General features: G+C 45.5%; 13 protein-coding genes. 9 read left to right on the forward strand and 4 right to left on the reverse strand.

Annotated features, from left to right (window positions below; genetic code table 11):
• Positions 1 to 27 precede the first annotated feature (27 nt).
• Positions 28 to 504: a type I restriction enzyme HsdR N-terminal domain-containing protein gene (locus tag GFS24_RS24180; RefSeq protein ID WP_153664138.1), complete on the reverse strand. Its 477-nt coding sequence runs from the start codon at positions 502 to 504 to the stop codon at positions 28 to 30.
• A 66-nt stretch (positions 505 to 570) separates the two neighbouring features.
• Between GFS24_RS24180 and GFS24_RS24185 the strand changes: the two genes are divergently transcribed.
• The 4 genes from GFS24_RS24185 (at position 571) to GFS24_RS24200 (ending at position 4,955) form a co-directional block, all read left to right on the forward strand.
• Positions 571 to 1,341: an AMP nucleosidase gene (locus GFS24_RS24185; RefSeq protein WP_153664139.1), complete on the forward strand. Its 771-nt coding sequence runs from the start codon at positions 571 to 573 to the stop codon at positions 1,339 to 1,341.
• Positions 1,338 to 3,077 carry an ABC transporter ATP-binding protein gene (locus GFS24_RS24190; RefSeq protein WP_153664140.1) on the forward strand — a complete coding sequence of 580 codons (1,740 nt, stop codon included), beginning with the start codon at positions 1,338 to 1,340 and terminating at the stop codon, positions 3,075 to 3,077. The genes GFS24_RS24185 and GFS24_RS24190 overlap by 4 nt, the downstream gene beginning before the upstream one ends.
• 68 nt (positions 3,078 to 3,145) lie before the next feature.
• The gene (gene queA, locus GFS24_RS24195; protein WP_153664142.1) at positions 3,146 to 4,195 is read left to right on the forward strand and encodes a tRNA preQ1(34) S-adenosylmethionine ribosyltransferase-isomerase QueA; all 1,050 of its coding nucleotides are present in this window, start codon (positions 3,146 to 3,148) and stop codon (positions 4,193 to 4,195) included.
• A gap of 76 nt (positions 4,196 to 4,271) precedes the next feature.
• Complete coding sequence (locus tag GFS24_RS24200; RefSeq protein ID WP_153664144.1) at positions 4,272 to 4,955, forward strand: 2-C-methyl-D-erythritol 4-phosphate cytidylyltransferase; 684 nt, start codon at positions 4,272 to 4,274, stop codon at positions 4,953 to 4,955.
• Here GFS24_RS24200 and GFS24_RS24205 read toward each other — a convergent pair.
• Entirely contained in the window at positions 4,946 to 5,278 is a 333-nt protein-coding gene (locus GFS24_RS24205) for a hypothetical protein (protein WP_153664146.1), read from the reverse strand. The two genes, GFS24_RS24200 and GFS24_RS24205, sit on opposite strands and share 10 nt — an antisense overlap.
• A 54-nt stretch (positions 5,279 to 5,332) precedes the next feature.
• Positions 5,333 to 6,304 carry a Gfo/Idh/MocA family protein gene (locus tag GFS24_RS24210; RefSeq protein ID WP_153664148.1) on the reverse strand — a complete coding sequence of 324 codons (972 nt, stop codon included), beginning with the start codon at positions 6,302 to 6,304 and terminating at the stop codon, positions 5,333 to 5,335.
• A 133-nt stretch (positions 6,305 to 6,437) separates the two neighbouring features.
• Between GFS24_RS24210 and GFS24_RS29510 the strand changes: the two genes are divergently transcribed.
• Positions 6,438 to 8,414, forward strand: a complete 1,977-nt coding sequence (locus tag GFS24_RS29510; protein ID WP_173003179.1) for a gliding motility-associated C-terminal domain-containing protein — start codon at positions 6,438 to 6,440, stop codon at positions 8,412 to 8,414.
• A gap of 3 nt (positions 8,415 to 8,417) precedes the next feature.
• On the opposite strand, the gene radC is transcribed toward GFS24_RS29510, so the two are convergent.
• Entirely contained in the window at positions 8,418 to 9,158 is a 741-nt protein-coding gene (gene radC, locus GFS24_RS24220; protein ID WP_153664152.1) for a DNA repair protein RadC, read from the reverse strand.
• 154 nt (positions 9,159 to 9,312) lie between these two features.
• On the opposite strand from radC, the gene GFS24_RS24225 reads away from it, so the two are divergent.
• From GFS24_RS24225 to GFS24_RS24240, 4 genes are all read left to right on the forward strand, one after another.
• Positions 9,313 to 10,266 (forward strand): ribose-phosphate pyrophosphokinase, encoded by a 954-nt coding sequence (locus GFS24_RS24225; protein ID WP_153664154.1) that lies wholly within the window; start codon positions 9,313 to 9,315, stop codon positions 10,264 to 10,266.
• 37 nt (positions 10,267 to 10,303) lie between these two features.
• Complete coding sequence (locus GFS24_RS24230; RefSeq protein WP_153664156.1) at positions 10,304 to 10,894, forward strand: 50S ribosomal protein L25; 591 nt, start codon at positions 10,304 to 10,306, stop codon at positions 10,892 to 10,894.
• A gap of 108 nt (positions 10,895 to 11,002) precedes the next feature.
• Positions 11,003 to 11,578 (forward strand): aminoacyl-tRNA hydrolase, encoded by a 576-nt coding sequence (pth, locus tag GFS24_RS24235; protein WP_153664158.1) that lies wholly within the window; start codon positions 11,003 to 11,005, stop codon positions 11,576 to 11,578.
• A gap of 194 nt (positions 11,579 to 11,772) precedes the next feature.
• Positions 11,773 to 12,384 (forward strand): fumarylacetoacetate hydrolase family protein, encoded by a 612-nt coding sequence (locus GFS24_RS24240; RefSeq protein WP_153664160.1) that lies wholly within the window; start codon positions 11,773 to 11,775, stop codon positions 12,382 to 12,384.
• Positions 12,385 to 12,462 lie beyond the last annotated feature (78 nt).

Consider the following 12,462-nt stretch of genomic DNA (forward strand, 5'->3'; position numbering starts at 1 on the left):
GGCCGGCTTTTATAGCCGGCCATTTTTTTATATGATATCTGGTTCCGGAGGCCCGGGCACACCAGGATATTCTGGCAACGCAGTTTCAAATACCCAATTCCCTTCTTCTGCATTCAGTTTACAGCACCAGGTATTACTGCCATTTGTGATCACCAGGTAGGGCACCGGTAATGCCATATTATACCGCACGATCTGTTCCAGAACCGGCAAACCCAGCGGAACACCCATTTCTTTACATTCCACGATCATCCATGGCGCCGCTTCCCGGCTGTAAATAACAATGTCACAGCGTTTGCGCAATTCACCTAAATGCATTTCCTTTTCAATGCTCATAAGCGCGCCGGGATACTCCAGACTTTTTACGAGATAGTTCAGAAAATTCTGGCGCACCCATTCTTCAGGGGTTAACACCACGTATTTTTTTCGAAATGGGTCAAAGATCATTTCTTGCCCGTCAGTAGCCTGTATACGAAAATCAGGGGGAGGAAACTGGATGTTGATCATGTTGTAAAACTAGGGAATCGTGGCTGTTTCGGAAAAAAACATTACATTCATTTGTCAAAAAAAGCTATGAAGACGAAAGAAGAAATAGTAGCTAATTGGCTTCCCCGCTACACAGGGGAGAAGTTGGAGAACTTCGGCTCTCATATCCTCCTGACTAATTTTACCAATTACGTAACGATGTTTGCCAAACTGCACAACGCTAAGATAGTTGGGGCAGACAGACCCATGCAATGTTGCACGGCAAAGGACATCACCATTATAAATTTTGGAATGGGCAGCCCCGGCGCCGCTACTGTGATGGACCTGCTGAGCGCCATTTCCCCCAAGGCCGTGTTGTTCCTGGGTAAATGCGGAGGTTTAAAGAAGAAGAACAGTATAGGAGATCTGATCCTGCCTATTGCAGCTATCCGCGGAGAAGGTACTTCCAATGATTATTTCCCTCCGGAAGTGCCTGCACTACCGGCCTTTGCTTTGCAAAAAGCCATATCCACCACCATCCGGGAAATGGGTTGTGATTACTGGACGGGTACCTGCTATAGTACTAACCGCCGTGTGTGGGAACATGATGCTGATTTCAAAAAATACCTCGAAAAGATCCGCGCCATGGCCATAGATATGGAAACGGCCACTATTTTCTCCGTAGGTTTTTATAACAAGATCCCAACCGGAGCGTTATTGCTTGTTTCAGATTCCCCCATGGTACCGGAAGGGGTGAAAACAGAGGAAAGCGATAAAAAAGTAACAACAGAATATGTAGAGCGACACCTAAGAGTGGGAATTGATTCCCTGCAGAACCTTATTGATAATCACCAGACTGTTAAACACCTCCTCTTTTGAGTGCAGCACCGCTAGTATCGCTCCAACATCTTACAGTCACCTTTCATACAGAAGGAGAATCCGTTACAGCTGTTAAAGGTATTTCCCTGGATATCCAACCCGGAGAAATAGTGGGTATTGTGGGAGAGTCCGGTTCCGGGAAATCTGTTACAGCCCTGAGCCTGATGAGATTAGTTGAGGCTTCTTTAAGCGGGGAAATCATTTATACCGTGCCCGGTAAAGCACCCATCAACCTGTTAAGTTTAAGCCCAACGCAGATGCGCAGTTTCCGGGGAAGTGAAATCGCTATGATCTTCCAGGAACCCATGACCTCACTGAATCCATTGCATACTTGTGGAAACCAGGTAGCGGAGGCCATTCGCCTGCATAAAAAAATATCCAAACAACAAGCCCGCCAGCAGGCTATCAGCCTCTTTGCGAAAGTAAGGATCCCTGATCCGGAACTGGCTTTTGATAAATACCCCCATGAATTATCCGGTGGCCAGAAGCAAAGAGTGATGATAGCCATGGCTATTAGCTGTAGCCCCCGTTTGCTGATAGCGGATGAACCTACTACCGCTTTGGATGTAACTGTTCAGAAAACCATCTTGACCCTGTTGAAGGAATTGCAGCAGGAAATGGGGATGAGTGTGGTATTCATTACACATGATCTGGGTGTGATAGCAGAAATTGCTTCCCGTGTGGCCGTGATGTATAAAGGAAATATTGTGGAAGAAGGACCGGTGGAAGAAATCTTTCATCATCCCCAACACCCTTATACCAAAGGCTTATTAGCCTGCCGCCCTCCATTGGAAAAACGTTTACGCCGCCTGCCGGTTGTGCGGGATTTTATGGAAACAGGTGCGGATGGCGGCCTTACAGAGAAAGCGGCAGACGTTAGCGCTTTCGTACAGGCCCTGGAACTCCCGGAAGCAGAAATGCTGGCCAGGGAACAAATGCTTTCCACCAGGCCTCCCTTACTAAAAGTAGAAGGCCTGAGTACCTGGTTCCCGCAAAAGCGGAGTTTCCTGGGAAAAGTAGAACGCTGGACAAAAGCCGTGGATAATGTAAGCTTTGAAGTGCGGGAAGGAGAAACGCTTGGGCTGGTTGGAGAGTCCGGTTGCGGAAAAACAACATTGAGCAGAACGCTCCTCCGGCTGATAGAACCAACCGGTGGGAACATTTATTATAAAGGCCGGGACCTGAGGAGTTTGTCTCTCCGGGAAATGCGCAGCATGCGAAAACGTATCCAGCTCATCTTCCAGGATCCCTATTCCTCCTTAAATCCCAGGATCACAGTGGGCAGGGCTATCCTGGAACCCATGAAAGTGCATGGTTTATATGAAAATGATGCTGCCCGGAAGGAAAAAGTACTGGAATTACTGGAAAAGGTAAACCTGCTGCCGGAGCACTATGACCGTTACCCGCATGAGTTTTCCGGCGGCCAGCGTCAGCGGATCGTGATTGCACGGGCATTGGCCCTGAATCCTGAGTTCATTATCTGCGATGAATCTGTATCTGCGCTGGATGTGAGTGTACAGGCCCAGGTACTCAACCTGCTGATGCAATTGCAGCAGGAATTCAACTTCACCTATATATTTATCTCACACAACCTTTCTGTGGTACACTTTATGAGTGACAGGATGATGGTCATGAATAAGGGGAAAATTGAGGAAATGGGACCTGCGAGGCAGGTATATCATCATCCGGCCTCTGAATACACCCGTCATTTGATAGCGGCTATTCCAGGCAGATAGCAATTTATTTGAAACAATGCGTTATATTCGGTACCTTTGCACACTTTAAAATTCATTCATACCGTAATATGAAATTATCACAATTCAAGTTCGATCTTCCTTTAAATCTGATCGCACAGCATCCCACCAAGACAAGAGACGAGAGCCGCCTGATGGTTATTAACCGCGCCACTGGCAAAATCGAGCACAAAGTTTTCAAAGATGTACTGGGGTATTTTAACGACAAAGACGTAATGGTGGTGAACAATACGAAAGTATTTCCCGCAAGACTCTATGGCCGTAAAGAAAAAACCGGTGCTAAAATTGAAGTGTTCCTGCTCCGTGAATTAAACAAACTGAACCGTTTGTGGGATGTGATCGTGGATCCCGCCCGTAAGATCAGGGTAGGTAACAAACTCTATTTTGGAGATGACGAGAGCCTGGTAGCAGAAGTAATAGACAATACTACTTCCCGTGGCCGTACCATCCGTTTCCTCTTCGAAGGAAATGATGAAGAGTTCAAAGCTGTTCTCGATAGCTTAGGTGAAACACCGCTGCCAAAGTACATCAAGCGCAAACCTGAAGATGACGATAAAGAACGTTATCAGACAGTTTACGCCAAGTTCGAAGGAGCTGTTGCCGCACCTACTGCTGGTTTGCACTTCAGCCGTGAGCTGATCAAACGCCTGGAGATCAAAGGTGTTAAATTTGCAGAAGTAACCCTGCACACCGGTTTAGGTACATTCCGCCCTATTGAGGTAGAAGACCTGAGCAAGCATAAAATGGATGCGGAATATTTCCACATTGATGAATATGCGGTGAAGATCGTGAACAAAGCAAAAGAAGAGAACCGCAAGATCTGCGCCATCGGTACCACCACCGTTAGAGCAATAGAATCTTCCGTAACAGCACAGAATCACCTGAAAGCTGCAGAAGGCTGGACGAATACCTTCATCCATCCTCCTTACGATTTTTCTATTCCCAACGCACTGGTAACCAACTTTCACCTGCCAAAAACAAGTTTGCTGATCATGGTTTGCGCCTTTGCGGGTTATGACCTGGTGATGGAAGCTTACCAACAGGCTATCAAAGAGAAGTATCGCTTTTTCAGCTATGGCGATGCCATGCTGATCATTTGATCCCGATCGCCATCATATTTGAAAAGGCAAATAGCATGCTGCTGTTTGCCTTTTCTTTTTTAAATTCCGTCCTGTAATGTCGTCTCGTAGCAAAATTGCCATAATAGTAGCCGGAGGATCCGGTCAGCGGATGGGCAGCACTGTGCCCAAGCAATTCCTGGAACTGGCCGGGAAACCTGTACTGTATCATACTATCGCTGCTTTTCTGGCAGCATATGATGATATGCATATCATCCTCGTATTACCGGAAGCCCATAAAGCCAGCGTTGCCGCTGTACTTACTGCATTTGACAGGCCACCTTCCATTACCCTGGTGGATGGGGGAGAAACCCGCTTCCACTCTGTACTGAATGGTTTGAAGCTGATCAAACAGGATGCAGTGATCTTTGTGCACGATGGGGTAAGGCCATTGGTAAGCCCAACGTTGATCCGTGCCTGTTATGAACAGGCTTTGGCAAAAGGAAGCGCTGTTCCGGCCATTGCACTGAAAGACAGCATCCGTGAAGTAGACGATGAAGGAAACATGGCGGCAGACAGGACCCGTTTCCGGATCATTCAAACACCACAAACCTTTTTATCCGAAATATTATTACCTGCATTCGATCAACCCTATGATCCGCTGTTTACAGACGAAGCCACAGTAGTAGAAAGATTTGGGGAAGAAGTAAACCTGGTGGAAGGAGAAGAACAAAATATCAAGATCACAAAACCGCAGGACCTCGTGATTGCTGCAGCTTTCCTCAAAACCGATCAGGGCTGATAGAAGCCTAATGCCTTTGCTTTATTAAGGTCCCCGTTATTAAATGATACCTGTACTATCCTGGTAGAAGGGCAGGTGCAGGCTTTGCAGGTTGCCACATTCAGATAATCTGTGATCGTTATCCGCAATGCAGTGATATCGTTCTCCAGCAACCAGTTCTTTATTTTCAATGTATCCGATTCCGGGGCAACTGTTTGATGGTCCCATGGATTGGCACATTGTGTTTCTTTATAATGCAGTTCGTTGGCTGGATCAGTCCTGCGTTTCTTACAGGCAACGCCTGCCACCATCAGGCAAATGAGAATAATATAAGCATGTTTCATATTGGGGGAGATTTAATATGAAACGGATGCTATTGCAAAATTGTTACAGCTGATCTATTCTGATTGCCCTTTCCCGATCTTTTGGAGGATCTGGTGTGCAACTTCCAGTGCCTGGAATCCATCTATCACATTCACTTCCACCGGTTTGTTTTCCAGGATGCTATCCCTGAAGAATTCCAGTTCCATGCGGATGGCGTTGGATTGTTTGATCTCCGGATTATCTATGGCAATGGTTTTCTTACCGCCGTTAGTTTCAATATCAAGGGTAAATAAACCTTCGTCTGCAGGAGTTTTCAGCTTGATGATCTCCGTTTTCTTATCCAGGAAATCAATACCGATGTAAGCATCCTTCTGGAAGAGGCGCATTTTGCGCATCTTTTTGAGGGAAATGCGGCTGGAAGTAAGGTTGGCTACACAGCCATTATGGAATTCAATACGTACGTTGGCAATATCAGGTGTGTCGCTCATCACTGCTACACCACTTGCAGAAATGCGGCTGATGCTGGACTTCACAATGCTCAGTACAATATCAATATCATGGATCATGAGGTCCAGGATAACACTCACATCTGTTCCGCGGGGATTAAATTCCGCGAGGCGATGTACTTCAATGAACATGGGTTTAAGGTCATATCCTTTCAGGGCCAGGAAAGCCGGATTGAACCTTTCCACATGACCCACCTGGAATTTTATATTAGCTTCTTCTACCAGTTTCACCAGCAGTTTAGCTTCTTCCATCGTATTGGTCATCGGTTTCTCCACAAAAACATGCTTTCCGTTGCGGATAGCCATTTCGCACAATTTAAAGTGCTGAGTGGTAGGTGCCACAATATCAATCGCATCAGAAGCCAGGATCAGTTCCTCTGCTGAAGTATAGCGTTTGAGGTTATATTGTGCTTGTACCCCTTCGGCATTGGCATCACTGGGATCAAAGTAACCGGTTACTTCCACATCCTTCATCGTGGTCAGCTGAGATAAATGGATCTTACCTAAATGCCCTACACCAAACAAGCCTATTTTGAGCATGAGTTATTTTTTTAGAGAAAATTCCAGCAAATGTAACAAAAGAGGCCGTTATTGCTTTATATATTATCTATATATTGCTAGCTGTAATTACATGCGTTTTCTGATCATATGCATAATCCCCCTTTTATTTGCGGTGAACCGGACTTCGGCTCAGGCTTGTACGCAATTAGGGCAGACTCCCCGCAGCGCTTTTCCCATCTGTGGAACTAAAGCACTGAAGCAGGTGTCTGTGCCGGCATGTGCAGGAAGAGTGATCAGGCTCCCCACTTGCCCTGCAGGTGTAGAGTATAGAGACTTAAACCCCTACTGGTATAAATTCACCTGTTATACAGCGGGTACACTTGGTTTTACGATCACTCCCAACGATCTTAATGATGATTACGACTGGCAACTTTTTGACGTAACCGGCAGGAATGCAGACGATGTATATTCCAACACCAATTTGCAGGTGGGTGGTAACTGGAGCGCCATTCCCGGAGGAACCGGAGCATCCGCAGCAGGAACAACTGCAATGGCCTGTGAGGGACTTTCACAACCAAAATGGAGCAGCATGCCCACATTGGTGGTTGGGCATCAGTATTTATTGATGATCAGCCATTTTACATCAACAAACCAAAGCGGCTACGAATTATCTTTTGGCGGAGGAACCGCCAATATTACAGACCCCTTACCAGGCGCATTCCTTACCGCAAAATATCATTGCCTCAATAACCGGGTGGGCATTAAATTGAACAAACGTTTCCAATGCACGACGCTTTCTGCAAATGGCAGCGAATTTGAAATTGTAGGTGCCGCTACTGCAAATGTGCTGAGTGCAACCGGCGTGAATTGTGCAGGTGGTTTTGATATGGATTCTGTTGTTCTTACGCTGGACAGGCCTTTGCCCGGCGGAAATTATACCGTGAGGATCCGCAACGGGGCAGATGGCAATACTTTGCTGGATGCCTGTGATAATCCTATACAGGCAGGCAGGGATGTGCCATTTGTTATAACCATTCCGCAGGCAGTGCCTTTCGATAAAATAGCTCCCGTAGGATGTGTGCCAACAAAGATCAAAGTACTCCTTTCCGATCCTGTACTTTGTAATTCTATTGCCCCTGATGGCAGCGATTTTCAACTGAGTGGTACAGGCCCTGCAGTTTCTATTGTGCAGGCCAATACTTTTTGCAACAGTCAGTTAACGGATAGTATAGAACTGGTGCTCAGCGCACCCATCTACCTGGATGGAAATTACCGGATTGAACTGATCAGGGGAAATGATGGTAATACGATGATCAGTGAATGTAGTGTGCAAACACCACTGGGATATGTGGTGCCATTCACAACAAAGGATACGGTCAATGCTTTGTTCAGTTACAGGGTAAGGCTGGATTGTGTATATGACACCATCTTCCTGCAACACGACGGTGCGCATGGTGTTAACGACTGGAAGTGGACTTTTGAAGACGGCACTACCATGACTACACGCACACCGAATAAAGTATATACCGTGTTCGGGCAGAAAACAGTAAAACTGGAAGTTTCAAATGGTGTTTGTGTGGATGATCATACAGAAACCATGTTACTGGATAACACCCTGAAAGCAGAGTTCCTCGTAAACACCCCGGTTTTATGTCCGCTTGATATGGCCTCTTTTACCAATCAAAGTATTGGCAACATTGTAACGCATCGCTGGGATTTCAACTATGGGCCTGGCTCCCGGCTGGTAGATCCGCAACCTTTCCGTTATCCGCTGGGAAGTCGTGATCAGGTTTACCAGGTACGGTTGATCGTGGAAGATAATCTGCAATGCGCGGATACTGTTTTTCATTCCATTAAAGCAGTGGCCAGTTGCAGAGTGGCAGTACCTACAGCATTCACGCCTAATAATGATGGTATAAACGATTTCCTCTATCCGCTAAACGGGTATAAAACGGCAGACCTGGTGTTCCGTGTATTTGGCCGGAACGGGCAATTGGTTTTTGAATCCCATAACTGGATGAATAAATGGGATGGTAAGATCAATGGATCTCCTGCCGGTGTTGGTACCTACGCATGGGTGCTTGAATACACCAATACGGAATTGGGCAACCGGGTGTTCCAGAAAGGGGTGGCAACTTTACTGCGTTAAGGATCAGAGCATGCCATCTTCTTTCAAACTAAAATACCCTTCCGTAGAAACGATCACGTGATCTAAAACTTCGATATCCAATAACTTACCCGCAGCTTTTAATTTATTTGTAACATTGATATCTGCATTACTGGGCCGCAGGCTGCCGGATGGATGATTATGACATAACATAATACGTGTGGCCCTCTGCAACAGCGCTTCCTGAAATACCAAACGGGGATCTACGGTTGTGGAGGTAATACCGCCTGAACTGATACAATTATAATGAAGAAGTTTGTTAGCGTGGTTAAGGTAGAGCACATAAAAAGTTTCATAACATTGATCTTCGAGGAGTGGCCTTAATATGGAGGCTACATCATCGGCGCAGGTGATCACCTCCTTTTTAAATGCAAGCTGGGATTTTTTGCGGCGGGAAAGTTCCAGGGAAGCCAAAATGGTAGTGGCTTTCTTATAACCTATTCCATTAAATTGCATGAGCTGCTCTACATTCATGCGGGAAAGCGCAGAAAGATCGTTGCTGCAGCTCAGTAATATTTGCTGGGCCAACTCAATAGCAGATTGCTTTGTATTGCCACAATTGATAAGTATGGCCAGTAACTCGGCCTGACTTAAAGACCGGGCGCCTTTGGTAACCAGTTTTTCCCTTGGCCGGTCATCTTCTGACCATTTTTTAATAGGAGGCAATGCACGCTTTGGCTGCAGGTAATTACTGATACCGGGTAAGAATGTTGGGCTAACATCCATAAAAACAACAAGTTTCCCAAATATACAAAAGCTAATTGGGTTAGCAATTCACAAACTAATTTTTTTAGTATCCTGTTCATTGTTAAGGTTGTTTGATTTTTTTTACGCATATCCCCATATAAAGTCATAGTTTTGCCACCTCTTTTCTTGAACCATGAATCCATCTGTAAAAATCTTTACGGGAAATAGTAATCCCGCTCTGGCAGAGCGTATCGCCTCCAGGTATGGTAACGGTATTGGCAAGATCAACATCCAGAAATTCAGCGATGGCGAATTTCAGCCGGTGTTCCTTGAAAGTATTCGCGGCCACTACGTTTTCCTGGTACAAAGTACCTGTGCCCCTACGGACAACATTATGGAGCTCCTTCTGATGATCGATGCTGCAAAACGTGCCTCCGCAGGATATATTACGGCTGTGATCCCATATTTTGGGTTTGCCCGGCAGGACAGGAAGGATAGGCCACGGGTTGCCATAGGATCCAAGCTGATCGCCAACCTGCTCACCGCAGCAGGAGCTAACAGGGTGATAACCATGGATTTGCATGCTCCGCAAATCCAGGGGTTCTTTGATATCCCCGTGGATCACCTGGATAGTTCAGCTATTTTTATTCCCTATATAGAGAATCTAAAGCTGGAAAACCTTACCTTTGCGTCCCCTGACGTGGGTTCTACCACCCGGGTGCGGGAAGTAGCGAGCTATTTCAATGCTGAAATGGTGATATGCGACAAGCATCGTAAACGGGCAAATGAAATTGCGTCTATGGTGGTGATCGGGGATGTGACCAACAGGGATATTGTGCTGATAGATGATATCTGCGATACCGCAGGTACCCTCACCAAATCAGCCGCTTTGTTGATGGAAAAAGGAGCAAGGAGCGTAAGAGCATTTTGTACGCACCCTGTATTCAGTGGCAAGGCTTACGAAAACATTGAAAATTCTGTGCTGGATGAACTGGTGGTATGTGATACCATTCCGTTGAAACAACATACCAGCAGCAAGATCAAGGTGATCAGTGTAGCAGATCTGTTTGCAGTAGCTATCCGGAATATGCACGAGAATAAGTCTATTACAAGCTTATTTGTGCATGCCCAGCGCAAGATGCAGTAACAACAAGTTTATTTATCATTTATATAAAAGTTAAACAATGAAAACAATAACCATCGAAGGACAGCTCAGGAGCGAATTCGGCAAACAAGCCACCCGCTTACTTCGTTCTGAGTCACAAGTGCCTTGCGTTATTTACGGGGGTGCAGAAACAGTTAGCTTCTCAGCTGCTGCCACTGCTTTTAAGACATTAGTGTACACACCAGACTTCCAGATTGCTGAAGTGAAACTGGGCGCTAAAACTTATCGTTGCATTTTGAAAGATCTGCAATTTGATACCGTTACAGACGAACTGTCTCACATCGACTTCCTTGAACTGGTAGAAGGTAAGAAAGTGGTAGCATCCATGCCTTTGAAATTTACTGGTTCTTCTATCGGTGTAAAAGGCGGAGGTAAACTGGTAGTGAAAATGAAAACGCTGAAAGTGAAGGCTTTGCCTAAACATCTGCGTGAAAACCTGGAAGTAGATATCACTGATCTGGACCTGAACGCAAACATCCGTGTATCTGATGTTAAAGCAGAAGGAATTGAGATCCTGAACTCTCCCCGTATCCCGGTTGCTTCCGTGGTTATGACCCGTCAGCTGAAACAAGAAGAAGCTGAAGCAGCAAAGGATGCCAAGAAGAAATAAATTGGCAAAATAATTATATTAAAAAGCCCGGCGTAATATCAGCCGGGCTTTTTATTTTTGGCATCCCGATCAATAGCTGTTTTTTGACCGGGATCAATTACCTGGTATATGAAGTATCTCATTGTTGGATTAGGAAACATTGGAGCGGAGTATCATCATACCCGCCACAACATCGGTTTTGATGTTGCGGACGCCTTTGCCCAAAAACATAATGTGGTGTTTAAGAGTGACCGGCTAGCGGATGTGGCAGAATGCAAATGGAAAGGCAGGGTAATAATAGTTATCAAGCCCACCACCTTTATGAACCTGAGCGGCAGAGCCGTAAAGTATTGGCTGGACAAAGAAAAGATCCCCGTCGAAAATATGCTGGTGATCCTGGATGATCTGGCATTACCGCTGGAATCCATCCGTTTACGCCCCGGCGGCAGCGATGCCGGGCATAATGGCCTCACAAGCATCCAGGAGTCCATCGCTACCAATCAGTATCCCCGGCTCCGCTTTGGTATTGGTAACAATTTCCCCAAAGGCAGGCAGGTAGATTATGTATTGGGAAGGTGGTCCAACCAGGAAGAACCGGTGGTTTTGCAGAAGATTGACAAGTGTGTGGAAATTGTTGAAAGTTTTGCTACCATTGGTTTACAACGATGTATGAACAATTATAACAACCTTACTTTTCCATTATAGAAGTAAATTGTATATTTCATGCCTGAAAGGTACCCCTACCTTAACCGCTATAGGTCATGATCCGTGTACCACTGATCGTTATATAATTCAGAATTACACCTCGTTAATTGGAATTATAGTACGCACAGTGGGCAATGTATTGTGGACTATGGGTCAAACCATAGGCTTTATTAACCTTACAAAATACACGCATTATGAAAATTATCTGCGTTGGAAGAAACTATGCCAAACATGCAGAAGAATTGAAGAACGAAGTGCCCTCCGATCCCGTGATTTTCATGAAACCAAAGAATGCCCTGCTGCAAAACAACCATCCTTTCTATTATCCGGAATTTACGGATAACCTTCATTATGAATGTGAACTGGTGTTGCGGATTTCGAAGAACGGGAAACACATTCAGGAGCGGTTCGCCTCGAAATACTACGATAGTATTTCTGTAGGGATCGACTTCACGGCGAGGGATTTGCAGGAAAAGCAAAAGTCCAAAGGACTGCCCTGGGAAATCGCCAAATCGTTCGATAATTCTGCTGTTGTCGGAAAGTTCATTCCATTGAAAGAGGACACAGATTTGAAAGACATCAACTTTTGTCTTTACAAGAACAAGGAAATTGTACAGCAAGGCAACACGAAGGACCTGTTATTCTCTTTCGACAAATTGATTGCGTATATCTCGAGATTCTTTACACTGAATATCGGAGACCTTGTGTTTACCGGAACACCTGAAGGCGTAGGGCCTGTTCAGATCGGTGATGGCCTGGAGGCTTTCATTGAAGATGATAGCCTGCTGGAATTCCAGGTGAAGTAGGTAAGGAGTAAAAAGAAAAAATTATAAAGTAAAAAGGATACGTCCCAGCTTAGCTTAAACGATTTTTTTTAGTCTTTT

It is taken from the genome of Chitinophaga sp. SYP-B3965 (assembly GCF_009647655.1).
Lineage (GTDB): Bacteria > Bacteroidota > Bacteroidia > Chitinophagales > Chitinophagaceae > Chitinophaga.